This window comes from Halorubrum sp. Ea1 (genome assembly GCF_002252965.1).
Lineage (GTDB): Archaea > Halobacteriota > Halobacteria > Halobacteriales > Haloferacaceae > Halorubrum.
Genome location: NZ_NHPG01000051.1, coordinates 1 through 17287 on the forward strand (window position 1 = coordinate 1; position 17287 = coordinate 17287).

The following is a 17287-nucleotide window of genomic DNA, read 5'->3' on the forward strand; positions in this document are numbered from 1 at the left end:
CGCGCTCCTCGCGGCCGACCGGCCGCTCGGAGGCGCGCGCCACCCGCGTAGTTCATTTATAACCGAACCACGTCCACGCCGCCCCCGTTCCCGAACCCGTTTGACCGGCAACCCTGCTCCGGAACGGTAGACCTTTGCCGCCGCCGGTGTGAGCGGGCGTATGGTCTCGCTGGGACTGGTGGTGGCGCGGTTCAACGACTCCGTCACGGAGCCGATGGCCGAGGCCGCCCGCGAGGCGGCCGCCGACCGCGACGCCGTCGTCGTCGACGAACTGAGCGTGCCGGGCGCGTACGACAGCCCGCTGGCCGCCGACCGGCTCGCGCGCCGGGACGACGTCGACGCCGTGGCGGTTATCGGCGCCATCGTCACCGGCGACACCGACCACGACCACGTCATCGCGAGCGCGACCGCCGAGCAGCTCACGCGAGTGAGCCTCGACCGCGACACCCCCGTCACGTTCGGCGTGAGCGGCCCGGGGATGTCCGGCGCGGAGGCGCGCGAGCGCATCGATAAGGGCGCGGAGGCGGCCGAGGCCGCGATCGACCTCGCGACGGAGCTCGAATGAGCGCCGGAGACGACCCCCGACGGAACACACGACAATGAGCGAAGCATACGACTTCTCGGACCGGATCGGACGCGTAGAGCCCAGCGCGACGCTGGCGATATCGAACCTGGCGGCTGAAAAGGAGGCCGAAGGGGCCGACATCGTCGACCTCTCGGTCGGCGAGCCCGACTTCGACACCCCCGCGAACGTCGTCGAGGCCGGCAAGGACGCCCTCGACGCCGGCCACACGGGCTACACCTCCTCGAACGGGATCCCGGAGCTCCGGGAGGCGATCGCGGCGAAGCTCCGCGGCACCGGCATCGACGCCGACGCCGACGAGGTGATCGTCACGCCCGGCGGCAAGCAGGCGCTGTACGAGACGTTCCAGACCCTGATCGACGACGGCGACGAGGTCGTCCTGCTGGACCCCGCGTGGGTCTCCTACGAGGCGATGGCGAAGCTCGCCGGCGGCGACCTCTCCCGCGTCGACCTCGCTTCCCACGGCTTCCAGCTCGAACCCGCGCTCGACGACCTCGCCGAGGCGGTCTCCGACGACACCGAGCTGCTCGTCGTCAACTCCCCGTCGAACCCCACGGGCGCGGTCTTCTCCGAGGCCGCCCTGGAGGGCGTCCGGGACCTGGCCGTCGAACACGACATCGCCGTGATCTCCGACGAGATCTACGAGCGCATCATCTACGACGCCGAGCACGTCTCGCTGGCGAGCCTCGACGGGATGGCCGACCGCACGATAACGATCAACGGCTTCTCGAAGGCGTTCTCGATGACCGGCTGGCGGCTGGGCTACCTCCACGCGACCGAGGAGTTCGTCGGGCAGGCCGGCAAGCTCCACTCCCACTCCGTCTCCTGCGCGACGAACTTCGTCCAGCGCGCGGGCGTGGAGGCGCTGGAGAACGCCGACGAGTCCGTCGAGGAGATGCGGCGGGCGTTCGCCGACCGCCGCGACCTCCTCGTCGACCTGTTCGACGAGCACGGGGTCGACGTCGACGTCGGCGACGGCGCCTTCTACATGATGCTCCCCGTCGACGACGACGACCAGGCGTGGTGCGAGGCCGCCATCGAGGAGGCGTCGGTCGCGTGCGTACCGGGCAGCGCGTTCAACGCTCCCGGACACGCGCGGATCTCTTACGCCGCCAGCGAGGAGCGCCTGCGCGAGGCGGTCGACCGGCTCGTCTCGAACGACCTGTTATAAACGCGGTCGAGTTCCCGGCCGATTTGGTGACCGATCGACGGTCCCGCTCCGGTCGTGACTGCGGATCCGCCGTTAGCGGGAATCTGCGGTGCGTTTTTATCGCTGTTCCGCGAAGTTTCAATTGGGTGGTACGATGTACGACAATATACTGTACCCGACGGACGGGAGCACCGGGTCGGAAGCGGCGGCAGCGCACGTGGCGGAACTCGCGTCGGCGTTCGACGCGACCGTCCACGTCCTGCACGTCGTCGACATGCGCGGGGGCGGGCTCGGCCTGAGCGGGGCGTTCCTCGAGGAGGAAAGCCAAGCGATGAGCGGGCGGTCGCCCGACGAGGGGTACATCGGGAGGCACGAGGACAGCCCCGACAGCGACGAGATCGAGGACGAGCTCACCGCTCAGGCGGAGGAGCTCGTCGAGAGCTCGGCCGGATCGCTCGACGGGATCGACATGACGACCGTCGTCGAAATGGGGACGCCGCACTCGGAGATCATCCGCTACGCCGACGAGCACGACATCGACCTCGTGGTGATGGGGACCCACGGTCGGACGGGTGTCGAGCGCTACCTGCTCGGCAGCGTCGCGGAGAAGGTGGTACGGATGGCGGACCAGCCGGTGGTGACCGTCCGGGCCGACGAGGACGAGTGACCGCGCGGGTCCCGTCTTCGCCGACTCGGACGTCGCCGATGCGACGTTCCGAAACCCTTACTCCCGGTCCGGGACACCTCGACGTATGAGCGATACGTCCGAGTCGACGGATGACGCGGCCGCCGTCGACGCCGATGAGGTCCGCCACGTCGCGGAGCTGGCCCGGGTTCGCCTCGCCGACGAGGAAGTCGAGGCGTTTGCCGCCCAGTTCGGCGACATCCTCGACTATTTCGAGGCCCTCGACGAGGTCCCCGAGACCGAGCGCGAGGAGGAGCTCGTCAACGTGATGCGCCCCGACGAGGTCGAGACGGGACTCTCCCAAGAGGAGGCGCTGTCGAACGCCGAAGAGACCGAGGACGGCTACTTCGTCGGCCCGAAGGTGTCGTAGATGGCGGCGGACTACAACGCCTTCATCACCGAGGCGACGATCGAGGGCGACGCCGACGCCGAGGGGCCGCTCGCGGACGCGACCGTCGCGGTCAAGGACAACATCTCCACCGAGGGGGTCCGAACGACCTGCGGCTCCGAGATGCTCGCCGACTACGTCCCGCCGTACTCCGCGACCGTCGTCGACCGGCTGACCGACGCCGGCGCGACGGTCGTCGGGAAGGCGAACATGGACGAGTTCGGGATGGGGACGACGACGGAGACGTCGGCGTTCGGCCCCACGCGGAACCCCGCGGACCCGGAGCGCGTCCCCGGCGGTTCCTCGGGCGGGTCGGCGGCGGCGGTCGCCGCGGGCGAGGCCGACCTCGCGCTCGGCTCCGACACGGGCGGGTCCGTGCGCTGTCCGGCGGCGTTCTGCGGCGTCGTCGGGATCAAGCCGACGTACGGGCTCGTCTCGCGGTACGGCCTCGTCGCGTACGCGAACTCGCTCGAACAGATCGGGCCGATCGCGGGCACCGTCGAGGAGGCGGCCGCCGCGCTCGACGTCATCGCGGGCCCGGACCCGAACGACGGGACGACGCGCGACCTCGCCGACGTCGAGGGGGCCGACCCCGAGGCGAGCTACGCCGCGGCCGCCGACGGCGACGTCGACGGGCTCACGGTCGGGATCCCGACGGAGCTGTTCGAGGGCGCCGACGAGCGCGTCGTCGAGACGGTCGAGGCCGCGATCGCGGACCTCGAAGCCCGGGGGGCGGAGACGACCGAGATCTCGCTGCCGTCGGTCGAGCACGCGGTGCAGGCGTACTACGTGATCGCGATGGCGGAGGCGTCCTCGAACCTCGCGCGCTTCGACGGCGTGCGGTACGGGAACCGCGCCGAGTCGGACGGCAACTGGAACGAGTCGTTCGCGGAGACGCGCGAGGAGGGGTTCGGCGCGGAGGTCAAACGCCGGATCCTGCTCGGCACGTACGCGCTCTCGGCGGGCTACCACGACAAGTACTACGAGAAGGCGCAGGACGCACGCGCGTGGGTCCGGCAGGACTTCGAGGCGGCGTTCGACGACGTCGACGTGATCGCGTCGCCGACGATGCCGGTGCTCCCCTTCGAGCTCGGCGAGAGCCTCGACGACCCGCTGCGGATGTACCTCGCGGACGCGAACACGACCCCGGTCAACCTCGCGAACCTCCCGGCGGTTTCGGTGCCGGCCGGCGAGGCCGACGGGCTCCCGGTCGGCCTCCAGATCGTCGGCCCGAAGTTCGACGAGGAGACGGTGATCCGCGCCGCGAGCGCGGTCGAAGACGCCGAATAGCGGCCGCCGACTGCGACTCTTAACTCGCGTAAAACCGCGTTGAGCGTCTCGGCCGGTTATGTGCCTCGCACCCCTCGTCCCGAGCGCATCATGACCGAAACCGAATCGACGTCGACGGACGCGTTCGATCGCGACTCTGTTCGATCCGCCAGCCGGATCGCCATCGCGGCGCTCGCGCTGGTGGGCGTGCTGTCCCTGTTCACGCTGCTCCCGGGCGTCGGCCGCTTGGTTCCGCTGACGCCGGTCACGTTCGCCGCGGTCGCCAGCGCCGCGGTGACGGTCGCGGTCGTCGCCCTCCTCGCGTACGCCGCGCCGAAGGTCGCCTCGCTGACGCGCGCCGCCCTCCATCGGACCGACGCCGCGGAGCGCGTCGAGCGCATCGCCGAGAACGGCGGCGCGATGGCCTACTGGCTCGTCGTACTCGCCGCCGTGCTGGTCGCGCACCGCGGGCTCGCCGGCGCGATCGTCCCGCTGATCGACGGCTTCGCGTGGGCGTACGACGCCGCGTTCCTGATCGCGTCGTTCGTCCCGCTCGTCTTCGTCGTGGCGCGGCTGACCGTGACCGTCGATCCGCTCTCCGAGCACGTCGCCGACCGCGTGACGGGACCCGAATCGTCCGGCGCGGACGAGGACGCCGGCGCGGACGACTCCGAGACGACAGCGGGGTCCGCCGACGCCGACGAGTCGCCGGCCGCGACGGCCGAGGGCGACGCGACCGATTCGCGCACGCACTGGACCGAAGACCGCTGGAACGCCGACGAGGCCGCGCACGAGGGCGCCGACGCGGACGCGGACGCGTCCGACGACGAGCCGCCGACCTCCTGAGCGAGTCGACTGACCTCCTGAACGAGCCGCCGACCTCCCGACCGAGTCGACTGCCCCCGCCCCCCGTCCCGGACTGCGATCCGGAACGTCCATACCTGCCCCGGTGGAGGTGACTGTATGGCGCTGACCGACGAGGAGCGGAGCCGGCTCGCCGACATCGTCCGGCTCCAGCCGACGAAGAACGGCGAGCTGCAGGACGCGTGGGAGCTCGACAGCGGCAGCGAGGTGCACCAGTACCTGCAGAACCACCTCAAGGAGTACTACTACCGCGACGACGACAGCCTGATCCGGTCGACGGCCGAGGCGAACGACCTCGTCGACGTCGAGCCCGGAATCGAGGCGGACGCGGTCGCGAGGGGCGGCGCGCCGGAGACGATCCGCGTCCCGGAGCTGGTGGCGCAGGTGTTCGAGGTGATGGCCGACCCCGACGAGCGCTCGCAGTCGGTCGTCAGCGTGCTCAACGCGGTTCGGGAGGCGTTCGACGTCGACCCCGACGTCGACGAGGTGCGGCGTGCGCTCCGGACGCTCGAACGGAAGAACGTCGTCGAGGTCGTCTACCGGACCGTGCCGACGTTCAAGCTCGCCGTCGAGCGCGACGAGATCACGGTCGAAGTGAGCGAATAGTTGAGTTAGAAGGTAGCTGCCGGAGCGGAGATTGTCGAGGGAGGGGGAAATCGGGTCGCCTCGGTCGCCGGCTTATAAATATCCAAACCGTGTTCGGCTGAGAACGCTTCCGAAGCCCCAGCCGCTCGCTTATAAGTGATTGATTTCGGATCGCCGGTGACTACCTCCGAAGCCCCAGCCGCGAGGAGCACGCACGCTCGCTGCGTTCCTCAGTCACTCACTTCGTTCGCTCCTTGCGGTACTTGCGTCGCCTGCGTGCTCCTCGCGGCTGCCCCTTTGAGTCCACCCGCACAGCGACCGCACCTCACGCCTCCCCAGCCTCGGCGGCCGGCCCGGCGCGGGCGGAGCCGCGCCGGCCCGCCGCCTCCCTCGCGCTCGGTTCGCGCCCGGTGGGGCGCTCACCGGAGCGCGCCGCCGCATACCGTTTATAACCAATTACTGAACGCGCTATCGAGACTCCCCCGCGTCACATCCCCATGTCGGCGGCGGCGTCGGGGACCGGCAGGTCGTTGACGGCGACGCCGAGCAGCTCCGCGGCGTGGTCCAGCGCCATGTCGAACCCGTAGTACCGCTCCAGCTCGTCGCCGTTCGGCCCCGGGCGAACCTTCAGCATCGCGTAGCCGTCGACGTTCTGCGCGACGGTCGCCTCGGCGCCGTCGGCGGAGAACGTGAGCAGCCGCTCGCCGTCGGTCTCCTCGTAGCGCGCCGCGACCCCGTTCGCTTCGGCCTCGCTGGACTCGCTCTCGGTCGACTCCGCTCCGGCCTCCCCGTCGGCCGTCGTGTCGCTCATACCACCGGTAGGGGCCGGTCCCTGTCGTATCTGTCGGTCGTCGGGACCCGACCTCGGCACCGCGCGGCGCCGCCTACCGCGGGTCCCAGCCGTGGAACTCGTCGCCCGGCTCCAGTTCGAGGTCGAACGCCTCGATCATCCCGCCGAGCCCGGCGTACCCCTGCGCGAGCGCGGCGATGCCGACCACGGTCTCGTCGTCGTACGCGGCGGCGACCTCGCCGTGGGCGATCGCGTCGACCTCGCGGCGGACGACCGCGACCGCGTACTCGACCAGCGTCGTCTCGCCGGCGTCGAGGTCGGTCAGGTCGTCGGTTCCGATCCCGGCGATGACGTCGTCGCCGATCCCGACGCCGCGGGCGATGTTGACGTGCTGGTGCCACTCGTAGCGGTTGCGCGTCTCGCTCGCGGCGGCGAGGATGACGAGCTCGCGGTCCCGGTCCGAGAGGCCGCTGTCGGTCCACAGCGAGCCGAGGAACGAGCGCAGTCCGGCGAGCACCTCCGGGTTGTTGCCGAGCGACCGATAGACGTGGAGCGGTTTCCCCTGGAGCGACGACTCCAGCAGCTCCTCGTACTCCTCGGGCACGTCCGACGCGTCGACGTATGGTACGCGGGCCATGCCGGGGCCTCGCCGCCGACCGGCATAGCTGTGGGTGTCCCGGACGACCCCGCCGGATCGATCCGGGATGGCAAGGTTAAGGGACGCCACGCGCGTATCGCTGCCAATGAGTACCGAGGTGTCGCGGCGGCGGGCGTGGGTGATCGCCGCGCGGCCGCAGACGCTGCCCGCGGCGGCGGCGCCCGTGATCGTCGGCGTCGGGCTCGCCCTCCGAACGGGCGCGTTCGCCCCGCTCCCGGCGCTCGCGGCGTTCGTCGGCGCGGCGCTGATCCAGGTCGGCACCAACTTCGCGAACGACTACTACGACGCCATCCAGGGGGCCGACACGGACGACCGCGAGGGGTTCACCCGCGTCGTCGCCAGCGGCCTCATCGAACCGGCCGAAGTGAAGCGGGCGATGTGGCTGACGTTCGCGGCCGCGATCCTCGTCGGCACCTACCTCGTCGCCGTCGGCGGCGTCCCGATCCTCGTGATCGGACTGGCGTCCGTCGCCGCCGGGATCGCCTACACCGGCGGCCCGTACCCCCTCGGCTACCACGGCCTCGGCGACCTCTTCGTCTTCGTCTTCTTCGGCGTGATCGCCGTCACGGGCACCTACTACGTGCAGGCCGCCGCGCTCGTCGGCGAGGCGTTCCCGCTGTGGATTCCCCATGGTACGGTCACCCTCGCCGCCGTCGTCGCCAGCCTCCCGATCGCCGCGCTCTCGACGAACATCCTCGTCGTCAACAACGTCCGCGACCTGGAGGAGGACGCGGCGACCGGCAAGCGCACCCTCGCGGTCCGGTTCGGCTACCGGTTCTCGCGCGTCCAGTACGTCGGGCTGCTCGCGCTCGCCTACCTCACCCCCTTCTGGTTCCTCGCCCGCGGGGACGGCCCCGCGGTGCTGCTCCCGCTCGTCACGCTCCCGCTCGCGGCCGCCGTCGCGCGCACCGTCCTGACCGAGACCTCGGGCGACGCGCTCAACCCGGCGCTGGAGTCGACCGGAAAGCTCCTCGCGGCCTACGCGGTCGCGTTCGCGGTCGGCCTCGCGCTCTGACCGATGCGGCTCCGCCCCTTCTCGCTCGACCTGACGAGCCCGCTCGGCACCGCCCGCGGCGCCATCACGGAGCGCGAGGGGTTCCTCGTCGGCGTGGGGCCGGACGACCGGGCCGGAATCTCGGTCCCGGGACTCGGCGAGGCCGCCCCGCTCCCGGGCTGGACCGAGTCGCGGTCGGCGTGCGAGTCGGCCCTGCGCGGCGTCGCGGACGACGGCGGTGCCCTCGTCGACGACGCGCTCGACCGCCTCGACCCGGGAGCCACGCCCGCGGCCCGTCACGGGCTCGCGCTCGCGCTCGCGGACGCCGCGGCGAGAGGCGAGGGGCGGTCGCTGGCCGCGCGGCTCGCGGCCGATCGCGGGATCCCGACGCCGACCGAGACGGTCCCGGTCAACGCCACGGTCGGCGACGGCGACCCCCAGACGACCGCCGCGGCGGCCGCCCGAGCCGTCGCGGAGGGGTTCGACTGCGTGAAGGTGAAGGTCGGCGCGCGCGCCCTCGACGCCGACGTCGAACGTCTCCGCGCGGTGCGGGAGGCGCTCGGCGACGACGTCGCGCTCCGGGCCGACGCGAACGGCGCGTGGGACCGGTCGACCGCCCGAGAGGCGCTCGACCGCTTCGCGCCGCTGAACCTCGCCTACGTCGAGCAGCCGCTCCCCGCCGAGGACCTCGCCGGCGCGGCGGCCCTCAGGAGCGGTCGAGAGGGTCGAGAGGACAGAGAGGCCCGAGACGACCGAGAAGACCGAGAAGACCGAGACGACCGCGCCGGCGACGACGCCGACGCTCCGGTCCCGATCGCGCTCGACGAGTCGCTGGCTCGTCGCGACCTCGACGCCGTCCTGGACGCCGGCGCGGCCGATGTAGTCGTCCTGAAGCCGATGGCGCTCGGCGGGCCGGACCGCGCGCTGGCGGCGGCGGCGACCGCCCGGGCCGCGGGTGTCGAGCCCGTGATCACCACCACGATCGACGCGGTCGTCGCGCGGACCGCCGCGGTCCACGTCGCGGCCGCGGTCCCCGAGGTCGCCCCCTGTGGGCTCGCCACGGCCTCGCTGCTCGACGAGGACCTCGCGCCGGACCCCTGCCCGGTCGCCGACGGCGAGGTGGCGGTTCCGGACGCCCCCGGTCTCGCCGGCGACGCCTTCGACGGGCTTCGCTGAGATGCGGCCTCCCGGTAGCGACTACCGCTCGACGACTTCGATGACTCCCTCCATGTCCCGCGTCTGGTGGGGCGTACAGACGTACTCGTACGTGCCCGGCGTCGCGAACTCGCGCTCGAAGGTGTGGCCCTCGGCCGCGGCGAGCCCGGAGTCGAAGGCGCCGCCCCTGTCGACGACGTTGTGACTGCCGCCGACGCCGGTCCACTCCCAGACGACCGTCGTGCCGGCGTCGACCCGGACCGCCGCGGGCGCGAACGAGAAGCCGCCGTCCGCCCCCACCGCGACCGCGACGCTCTCCTCGCCGGTCCGATCGACCGGGGCCGCGTCGTCGCCCCCGCCGTCGCCTCCCGGGAGTAACGCCCCGGTACACCCCGCGAGTCCGGCGGCAGCGGCGGCGCCGACGCCCGCGAGCAGCTCTCGTCGCGTTCGCGTGTTCATGGCGGTTCGAAGGGCCGAACGGTATAAAACGTCCCGAGAGCGACGCTCCGAGAGCGACGAGGGAAAGGGGCTTGTACGGCCGCAGCCGAAGGGTCGAGTATGAGCGAGTGGACAGACGCGATCGTCGGCGACCGCATGACCGTCGACAACCAGTTCACGGACCGAGTGTCGGCCTCGCGGTTCTCCAGCCAGGAGTGGGGCCTGATCATGACGGCGACGGAGCTCGAGATCGAGGATGCCGCCGACCCCGAGGAGGCCCGCATCGTCGCCGACACCTCCAGCCTCCCGGCGATCATGCCGGAACTCGAGAACGTCCGGTCGCAGGTCGCCGCGATGGGCGGAGCGCCGGACCGGGGGGACGGCGGCGGCTCCGGCGGCGGCCTCGTCGACTCGATCAAGGGCGCGCTCGGCCTCGGCGGCTCGGGAGGCGGCGGCGGTAGCGACGAGGAGCTCGCCGCCGCCGAACAGCTCGTCCAGGAGTACGCCGACGAGCTGCAAGCGCACCTGGAAGACAACGGGAAGTGGGAACAGGTCAGGCTCGCGTATCAGGAGTAACCGGACGGCCGCGACCGACGAGGCCCTCGGTCGTTACTCTAGTCGCCGCTGCGGAACAGCGTCAGCCCCTCGGCCTCGTAGATGTTGATCAATTCCCTGACAATCTCGTCGTACTCCTCGTCGTCGACCCGGAGCGCGTCGAGGCGCTCGACCGTCTCCTCGTCCAGGTGGATCTGGGGCATACGCGGCGATTCGTCGGCTACGTAATAAAAATCCTCGGTGAGTTCGGACGAGCTGAGACCGCCGGCCGTCAGTCCGGCCGACGTTCCTCAGCCAGACTGCCCGATATCGCTCCCTCGGACGCGTCCTCCGCGAGGGCTCGGCGAGCCATTCGCTCGACGTCCGCCTCGGAGAGGTCGTCGCTCGGAAGCAGGAGGCGATCGTTGAAACGGACGATCGAATCGTCCTGTTCGAGCATCGCGAGGAGCTGTGAGGAGTCGACAGCGGGACCGTTGGTCCGCGTCGTTCCGACCAGCTCGCTCAGCTCGTCGAACCCCTCGAACAGCTGCGTTTGCTCGATTCCGATCCGATCCTGGAGAGAGAGCACCGATCCGCGTTCAAACCGATGCGAAGTCGGCGACTCCGACCGCACCGTGTTCACTTGCATCGCCGACACGCTGTTGGACGCCACCGGGACGCCGGGATCGCCGACGCAGCGGATCCGAGTCTCGTCTGCGAGACCGGACAGCGAAACGCTCGCGGTCATCGACGTCCCCGCCGCTAACAGGGCCACGACCGACCTGAGGGCCGTGGAAGACGGCGGTCCCGCGACGGCGACGGAACCGAGCCCCCCGTTCTCGACGGCGGCGAGTCCGCCGTCGACGCCGTCGGTCCCCTCGAAGACCGTCAGCGCCGGCGCGCCGTCGAGATCGGCGACCGCGACCGTGTCGTCGGCCGCGGCGACCGCGCCGTCCGCGACCGGGAGCGCGCAGTACGCGACGTCGACGTCGGGGTCCGAGAGCACGGTCCCGACCGCCTCCGCGTCGGGTTCGTCGAGCACTTCCCACTCCCCGACGCCATCGGGGACCGCCGGCTCCGAAAGCGCGCGACGGGTCCTCGTCGCGCGCTCAGCAGAGCCGACCAGCGCGACGAACCGGACATCGCCGCTGGCGGTCGTCTCCCGACGGAGCCGGTTCTCGTAGCTCGCCGGCGTCAACACCGACGTCCCCGCCGGAAGCGGGTCGTCGTCCGGGCTCGGGGTTCCACCCGCTGGAGCGAGCCACGGCGAGGTCGCGAGCGCGTCCGGCGCTCCGGAATCGGCGGGCTCGGCCGTGCCGCGCACCCGAACCGGCGCCAGCACGTGCGCGAGGTGGGGAAGCAGTTCGGCGCCGGTCGGATTCGGCCGGAGCACCGCCTCGGTCGGCCAGTCGGGCGCGTACGGCGCGACGGTCTCCGCATCCACTTCGAGGTACTCCATCAGCCGCTCGCTCATCGACAGGTCCGCGAGCTTCGGCGGGTAGAAGGGGAGCTCCGAGCCGACCAGCTCGTACTCGTACCGGTCGGACGGGACGTACCCCTCGGTCCGGGTGAGCGTATCGAGGAAGAACCACGTCCGAAGCAGCTCCGCGGCCCGCTCTTCGAGCGCGACCCCCTCGGTCGGCAGCGATTCGATGTAGTCGTTTGCGAGCCGGATCGCGGGCGCGTTTCCGGTCACCATCCGCGCCCCGAGGTAGTACGACAGCGTCGAGAGCCGGTAGACGTCCGCGTAGTCGGGGCGGACGACGACCTCGACGCCGGTGTCGGGAGGGACCAACGGGCTCGGGATGTCGAGCGCGTCGCCGCGCTCGATCCGCGGCGGGTAGCCGCGGAGCGTCGGCCACGACCGCTCGGCGGAGAACTCCTTGATCGACGAGCCGAGCACCGAGACCGCCTCCGCCAGCGCGGCCGGGTCGTCGGGGACCGTGATCGTCGCCTCGGGGCGGGTGTGAAGCGACCGCGCGCCGACCGTGACGGTGACCGATCGGTCGAACTCGAGGTCGACCGCCCCGGAGTCGGCCATGCCGGTCGTCGAGACCGCCACGTCGGTCGCGCGGATCAGCGCCTTGGCCACCCCGCTGACGTCGAAGCAGTACGACCCTCGTCGGAGCTCCATCGGGTCGTCGAGCCGCGCGACGAACTCGCCGTCCGCCCTGCGCACGGTCACCGCCGAGTAGTCGGGAACCGAGATTGACCCCGCCTCGAAGCTGACCGCTCTGTCGACCGGAAACGGGAACAGCTCCGTGAGCGCGGACTCCGGATCGGGTTCGGTGTCCGACACGAGCCGGAGCTCCTCACCCTCCAACGCGTCGCGAACGCAGAGCGTCTCACCCCGCGTCTCGAGGCGTACTCGTTCTCCGATCGCGTCGTCTCTCACTACCAATTGATAAACCGACAACAGTTATCAGGTTATCGGTGCTTCTCTGAATTCGGCATCTCTCGGCCGCAACAAAGGCATTTCACCGCCTCGTGTTAACAGGAGTGACAGCAATTTTAACACCGCCCGGCCGCGACGCATCGCCATGAACGACGCCGCGGCGGCCGCTCTCGCCGATGCGTTCCCGGAGCGGTCGGTCGAGCGCCTGACCGGCGTCGGCCCCTCGTGGAACGGGGCCAACGAGACGGTCGGGGTCGCCTTCGCGGACGGCGGTCGGGCGTTCTGCAAGGTCGCGGTCGACGGTGACGGCACCCGGATCGCCCGCGAGCTGGCAGTCCTGCGTTACCTGGCCGCCGAGCGGCCGATCGCGGTCCCGGACGTCCTCGCCGGTGACCCGGACGCGACGGTGCCGTACCTCGTCACCGCGCCCGCTCCCGGACGCGAGCTCCTCGACCTGTGGGACGAGCTCGGGGAACGAGAGGGCGGTGAGGCCGACCGCGCGGCGTTGCTCCGGCGCGTCGGCGCGACGCTCGCGACCCTCCACGCCGAGCGGTTCGAGACGCACGGCGAGATCGTCGGGAGCGACGGGCGGGGCGGGCTCGCGCTCGATCCCGCGCCGTGGCCGGACGTGCTTTTAAAAACGATCGAGCGAACCCGCGAGATCGGCACGTCGGAGCGGCTCGGCCACCACTACGACGCCGTCGTCGACTGCGTCGAGGCGAACCGCGACCGCCTCCGCGACGCCCCCGCGGCGCTCCTCCACGGCGACGTCGCGATGCCGAACCTGTTCGTCGTCGGCGCCGGGACCGGACGCGACCGCGAGGCCGAGGTAGACGACGGGATCGCTCCGATCGACTGGGAGCTCGCCCACGTCGGCGATCCCGCCCGCGACCTCGTCAGGGCGGAGGACCAGCTCCTCAACGGGTTCGACGAGCGGGGGCCCGAGCGGTACGCGGCGGCGCTCCGCGCCGGGTACGCCGAGTGCGCCGACGGGCTCCCGGCGGGATTCGCGGCCCGGAGGCCTATTTACGAGGTCGTCCGGATGCTCGGCCGCTCGGGGTTCGTCGACCAGTGGACGACGTACGTCGACGAGCCGATGGCCGACCTCGTCGACCGGGCGGAGGCGGAGATGGAGGCGCGGTTGGAGGCGGTGTGAGGGCCGTCGTTCGGGGGGGATCTGCCGCCCCTCAGCGGTTCCACGCCGCGTCGTCGGGGTCGATCCGTCGGTCGCCCCGCTCCAGCCCGTCGACGGCGTCGAGGACGGACGGATCGATCTCGGCGTCGACGGCGTCGAGGTTCTCGGCGACGTGGTCGCCCGTCGCCTTCGGGATCGGCGTGACATCTCGAGCGAGCGCCCACGCGAGCGCGAGGACGGCCGGCGAGCGATCGGCCCGGTCGGCGATCGCGAGGAACTCCTCGTCGTCGAACAGGTCGCCGCGGGCCAGCGGCGAGTAGCCGACGAGCCGGTGGTCGAACTCGGCGGCGAGCCCGCGCAGTTCGGCCTGCTGAAACCGCGGGTGACACTCGACTTGGTGGGCGGCGATCGGCGCGTCGAGGATCTCGCGGGCCTCGCGGAGCAGTTCGGGGGTGAAGTTCGAGACGCCGACGTGGTCGGTGAGCCCCGCGTCGCGAAGCTCGTCGAAGACCGGCAGCGTCGCGGCGGCGTCGTACGCGCGGATCGGCCAGTGGACGTACAGCAGGTCGACGCGGTCGAGCCCGAGGCGGTCGAGGCTCTCGCGGGCCGTCTCGCGGACGTCCTCGGGAGCGAGGTTCTCGGGGTGGACCTTCGTGGCGACGACGACCTCGTCGCGCTCGACGTCGGCCGCGGCGATCCCCTCGCCGACCGCGGCCTCGTTGTCGTACATCTGGGCGGTGTCGACGTGGCGGTACCCCGCCTCCAGGGCGGCGGTCACGGTGGCGGTGCACTCCGCGGGGTCGTCGAGCCCCGACGTGCCGAGGCCGAGCGGGAGTTCCAGTGGCGGCATGTCGCCCGATTCCGACCCCGGATTTATAAGGGCGCGCTCACCGGAACGGATCGCGGGCTTCCGGCTGGCTTCCCGCGATCGATCGCGGGGCCGGAGCGGTCTTTTCACCGCGCTGGAAACCGCTCGGCGTTATATGAGTCCCGGAGCGCCTAGCTTCGCACATGAGCACCGGGATTCACGCCGAACTCGCCCTCTCCTCCTGTGACGGCTGTCCCGTCGCGGCCCTCTCGGCCAGCACGCCGGTCGAGGAGGTACGGGTCGACTCGACCGACGACCGCGTCGAGTTCGTCGCCGCCGATCCGCCCGACGACCCGCCGACCGGGCTCGACCTCGTCGAGTTCGGCGGCCGAGCGCACGGTCGGTACGAGATCGAGTGCGAGCGTCCGGCCACCGACGGCGGGGTCCATCTCGGGGCGCCGAACTCCGAGGAGGCCCCGCGCTCGGAGCCCTCCTCGCTCGACCCCTCGCCGACCGATCCCGACGGCGGGATCTGTGCGGGCTGTTCCTGCGGCGGGCTCCCGGCGGCGTTCGCGAACTTCCCGGTGTCGCCGCGCCGGACCGAAATGGTCGACGGCGAGATCCGGGTCTCGTTCGTCCTGAGCGGCCACGAGGAACTGCGGGCGATCGTCGACGAGTGCGAGGCGGTCGGCCTCGACGTCGAGCTCCGTCGGCTCTGCGTCGACCGCGCTCGCGGCGACGGGGACGAGTATTGCCCCGACGTGGTCCCCGTCGACCTCGCGGGCGTGACCGACAGGCAGGCCGAGATCGCGACGGTCGCCGCCGAGAAGGGGTACTTCGAGACCGGCGGCGCCTCCGCCGCCGACGTCGCGGCGGAGTTCGACCTCGCGAAGTCCACGGTGTCGGAACACCTCCGGACCGTGACGGCGGCGCTCTTTTCGCAGACGTTCGGGACCGGCGACGGTACTTAAACCTCCGAACTGTTCGCCGACAGCTACCCCCGGGGTTAGAGCGTACTGATCAGTAGCGGAGTCGAACCGACCGGTTCGGCTCCGACCACCCATGACCCAGTGGACACAGCTCGGACCGCGGGAACGCGAGCTCCTCGCAGTCCTGCGGCGCGCCGACGAACCCCTCGCCGCTCGCGACCTGCACGACGCGGTCGCGGACCGCGGCGACGACGTCGCGTACACGACGGTGAAGCGGACCGTCGACCGGCTCGTCGAGAAGGGGCTCGTCGACCGCGGCGCGGAGCGGCGCCGGGGGACGACGCGACACCGCTACCGCTTCGACGCCGAGGCCGCCCGCGACCGGCTCGTCCCGCAGATCGAAGCCGAGCTGCGGGCGGTCCTCGGCGATCGGGCGGTCGAGCGGATCGCGGTCCGAACGGACTCCGACGGCGACGGCGGAGCGGACGGCAGCGCCGACGCCACCACCAGACAATGACTTCCCAACCCAACGCCAGCGACGAGCCGACGGCACGAGCCGACGAACAGCGCGACGAGACGCCCGCGGACGCGGGCGAGACGGGACCGGCGGACGGACCGGACGCGGCCGACGGCGAGCCCGAGATCGTCGACGGGCGGACGATCGAGCACCTGCTCACCGACCACGAGCGCGACATCGCCTCGACCGCGGAGGGGACGGACGCGACCGCGGCGAAGCGGCCGAGCCTCGACCTGCCGCGCTTGGAGCTCGGGCGGCGCGACTTCATGAAGGCCGGCGCCGCCGTCGGGGCCATGAGCGGCCTCGCGGGCTGTACGAGTATCCTCGCGGACGAGGACGACGACTCCGGCGGCGCGGCCGGGAGCGGCGAGCACTCCGTCGCGCCCGGCGAGCACGACGAGTACTACGGCTTCCTCTCCGGCGGCCACACGGGCGAGATCCGCGTCGTCGGCCTCCCGTCGATGCGCGAGCTGATGCGGATCCCGGTGTTCCAGACGGAGAGCGCGCGCGGCTACGGTCACGACGCGAAGTCGAGCCGGATGCTTGAGGAGGAGGGCGACGGCCACGTGTGGGGGGACACCCACCACCCGCGCGTCTCGCAGACCGACAACGACTACGACGGCCGCTGGCTGTTCGTCAACGACAAGGCCAACGGGCGGATGGCCCGGGTCGACCTGGAGTACTTCGAGACGGACGCGATCACGAACGTCCCGAACTGTCAGGGCGTCCACGGCGCCTGTATGCAGCTGCCGGACACGCAGCTCGTCTTCGGCGTCGGCGAGTTCCGCGTCCCCATGCCGAACGACGGCCGGGACGTGCAGAGCCCGGACGAGTACGGCTCCGTCATCACCGCCATCGACCCCGAGACGATGGACGTCGAGTGGCAGGTCGAGGTCGACGGCAACATGGACAACGGGGACGGCGGCAAGGAGGGCCGCTGGTTCTTCGCCACCGGCTACAACAGCGAGGAGGGGACCACCGAGGGCGAGATGGCCCGCTCCGACCGCGACTACGTGAAGGCGTTCGACATCCCCGCGATCTGGGACGCCGTCGAGAGCGGCCAGTACGAGGAGATCAGCGGCGTGCCCGTCGTCGACGGGACGAAGGACAGCCCGCTGAACGAGGGCGACCGCCCGATCGTCCGCTACGTCGCGACGCCGAAGAGCCCGCACGGGGTCAGCGTGACGCCGAACGGGAAGTACGCCATCGCCTCCGGAAAGCTCGACCCGAGCTGTACCGTCATCGACATCGAGGCCATCGCCGAGGTCGACGACCCGCAGGACGCCATCGTGGGCCAGCCCCGTATCGGGATGGGGCCGCTCCACACCGCCTACGACGGGCGGGGCCACGCGTACACGACGACGTTCATCGACAGCGAGGTGGTCAAGTGGGACTACGAGGCCGCCGTCG

Annotated in this window: 20 protein-coding genes; 14 read left to right on the forward strand and 6 right to left on the reverse strand. The window is 71.4% G+C overall.

Annotation, left to right across the window (positions count from 1 at the left end; translation table 11 throughout):
- The first annotated feature begins 160 nt into the window (after positions 1-160).
- The 7 genes from ribH (at position 161) to DJ73_RS07075 (ending at position 5545) form a co-directional block, all read left to right on the forward strand.
- Complete coding sequence (gene ribH / locus DJ73_RS07045; protein WP_094524008.1) at positions 161-565, forward strand: 6,7-dimethyl-8-ribityllumazine synthase; 405 nt, start codon at positions 161-163, stop codon at positions 563-565.
- Positions 566-599: 34 nt separating this feature from the next.
- Positions 600-1754, forward strand: coding sequence for a pyridoxal phosphate-dependent aminotransferase (locus tag DJ73_RS07050; protein WP_094524009.1), 1155 nt, complete (start codon positions 600-602; stop codon positions 1752-1754).
- Between the two features lie 133 nt (positions 1755-1887).
- A complete protein-coding gene (locus DJ73_RS07055; RefSeq protein ID WP_094557648.1) occupies positions 1888-2400 on the forward strand; it encodes a universal stress protein in 513 nt (170 codons plus the stop codon).
- Positions 2401-2485: 85 nt separating this feature from the next.
- Positions 2486-2788 (forward strand): Asp-tRNA(Asn)/Glu-tRNA(Gln) amidotransferase subunit GatC, encoded by a 303-nt coding sequence (gatC, locus tag DJ73_RS07060; protein WP_094557649.1) that lies wholly within the window; start codon positions 2486-2488, stop codon positions 2786-2788.
- Positions 2789-4096 carry an Asp-tRNA(Asn)/Glu-tRNA(Gln) amidotransferase subunit GatA gene (gatA, locus tag DJ73_RS07065; protein ID WP_094557650.1) on the forward strand — a complete coding sequence of 436 codons (1308 nt, stop codon included), beginning with the start codon at positions 2789-2791 and terminating at the stop codon, positions 4094-4096. It begins immediately after the preceding gene.
- A gap of 90 nt (positions 4097-4186) precedes the next feature.
- Positions 4187-4921 carry a hypothetical protein gene (locus tag DJ73_RS07070; protein ID WP_254921614.1) on the forward strand — a complete coding sequence of 245 codons (735 nt, stop codon included), beginning with the start codon at positions 4187-4189 and terminating at the stop codon, positions 4919-4921.
- 117 nt (positions 4922-5038) lie between these two features.
- On the forward strand, positions 5039-5545 hold the full coding sequence (locus tag DJ73_RS07075) for a DUF5797 family protein (RefSeq protein WP_094524013.1): 507 nt from the start codon (positions 5039-5041) through the stop codon (positions 5543-5545).
- Between the two features lie 466 nt (positions 5546-6011).
- Here the strand turns inward: DJ73_RS07075 and DJ73_RS07080 are convergent, their stop codons facing one another.
- Positions 6012-6335, reverse strand: coding sequence for a hypothetical protein (locus tag DJ73_RS07080; protein ID WP_094524014.1), 324 nt, complete (start codon positions 6333-6335; stop codon positions 6012-6014).
- 73 nt (positions 6336-6408) lie between these two features.
- Complete coding sequence (locus DJ73_RS07085) at positions 6409-6951, reverse strand: carboxymuconolactone decarboxylase family protein (RefSeq protein ID WP_094557651.1); 543 nt, start codon at positions 6949-6951, stop codon at positions 6409-6411.
- Between the two features lie 106 nt (positions 6952-7057).
- On the opposite strand from DJ73_RS07085, the gene DJ73_RS07090 reads away from it, so the two are divergent.
- Entirely contained in the window at positions 7058-7987 is a 930-nt protein-coding gene (locus tag DJ73_RS07090; protein WP_094557652.1) for a 1,4-dihydroxy-2-naphthoate polyprenyltransferase, read from the forward strand.
- A gap of 3 nt (positions 7988-7990) precedes the next feature.
- On the forward strand, positions 7991-9142 hold the full coding sequence (locus tag DJ73_RS07095) for an enolase C-terminal domain-like protein (protein ID WP_094557653.1): 1152 nt from the start codon (positions 7991-7993) through the stop codon (positions 9140-9142).
- A gap of 21 nt (positions 9143-9163) precedes the next feature.
- On the opposite strand, the gene DJ73_RS07100 is transcribed toward DJ73_RS07095, so the two are convergent.
- Positions 9164-9580: a halocyanin domain-containing protein gene (locus tag DJ73_RS07100; RefSeq protein ID WP_094524018.1), complete on the reverse strand. Its 417-nt coding sequence runs from the start codon at positions 9578-9580 to the stop codon at positions 9164-9166.
- Positions 9581-9679: 99 nt separating this feature from the next.
- On the opposite strand from DJ73_RS07100, the gene DJ73_RS07105 reads away from it, so the two are divergent.
- Positions 9680-10135 carry a DUF5799 family protein gene (locus tag DJ73_RS07105; protein ID WP_094524019.1) on the forward strand — a complete coding sequence of 152 codons (456 nt, stop codon included), beginning with the start codon at positions 9680-9682 and terminating at the stop codon, positions 10133-10135.
- Positions 10136-10173: 38 nt separating this feature from the next.
- Here DJ73_RS07105 and DJ73_RS20230 read toward each other — a convergent pair whose 3' ends face one another.
- Positions 10174-10317, reverse strand: a complete 144-nt coding sequence (locus DJ73_RS20230; protein ID WP_170938366.1) for a hypothetical protein — start codon at positions 10315-10317, stop codon at positions 10174-10176.
- A gap of 68 nt (positions 10318-10385) precedes the next feature.
- On the reverse strand, positions 10386-12488 hold the full coding sequence (locus DJ73_RS07110; RefSeq protein WP_094557654.1) for a hypothetical protein: 2103 nt from the start codon (positions 12486-12488) through the stop codon (positions 10386-10388).
- Positions 12489-12633: 145 nt separating this feature from the next.
- Between DJ73_RS07110 and DJ73_RS07115 the strand changes: the two genes are divergently transcribed.
- Complete coding sequence (locus DJ73_RS07115) at positions 12634-13644, forward strand: phosphotransferase family protein (protein ID WP_094524021.1); 1011 nt, start codon at positions 12634-12636, stop codon at positions 13642-13644.
- Between the two features lie 31 nt (positions 13645-13675).
- Here DJ73_RS07115 and DJ73_RS07120 read toward each other — a convergent pair whose 3' ends face one another.
- Positions 13676-14473 (reverse strand): aldo/keto reductase, encoded by a 798-nt coding sequence (locus DJ73_RS07120; RefSeq protein WP_094524022.1) that lies wholly within the window; start codon positions 14471-14473, stop codon positions 13676-13678.
- Positions 14474-14634: 161 nt separating this feature from the next.
- On the opposite strand from DJ73_RS07120, the gene DJ73_RS07125 reads away from it, so the two are divergent.
- From DJ73_RS07125 to DJ73_RS07135, 3 genes are all read left to right on the forward strand, one after another.
- Positions 14635-15402: a helix-turn-helix domain-containing protein gene (locus DJ73_RS07125; RefSeq protein WP_094524023.1), complete on the forward strand. Its 768-nt coding sequence runs from the start codon at positions 14635-14637 to the stop codon at positions 15400-15402.
- Between the two features lie 91 nt (positions 15403-15493).
- On the forward strand, positions 15494-15877 hold the full coding sequence (locus DJ73_RS07130; protein WP_094524024.1) for a BlaI/MecI/CopY family transcriptional regulator: 384 nt from the start codon (positions 15494-15496) through the stop codon (positions 15875-15877).
- Positions 15874-17287 (forward strand): twin-arginine translocation signal domain-containing protein (locus DJ73_RS07135; RefSeq protein ID WP_094557655.1); only part of this gene is annotated, 1414 nt, incomplete at its 3' end. The genes DJ73_RS07130 and DJ73_RS07135, both read left to right, overlap by 4 nt.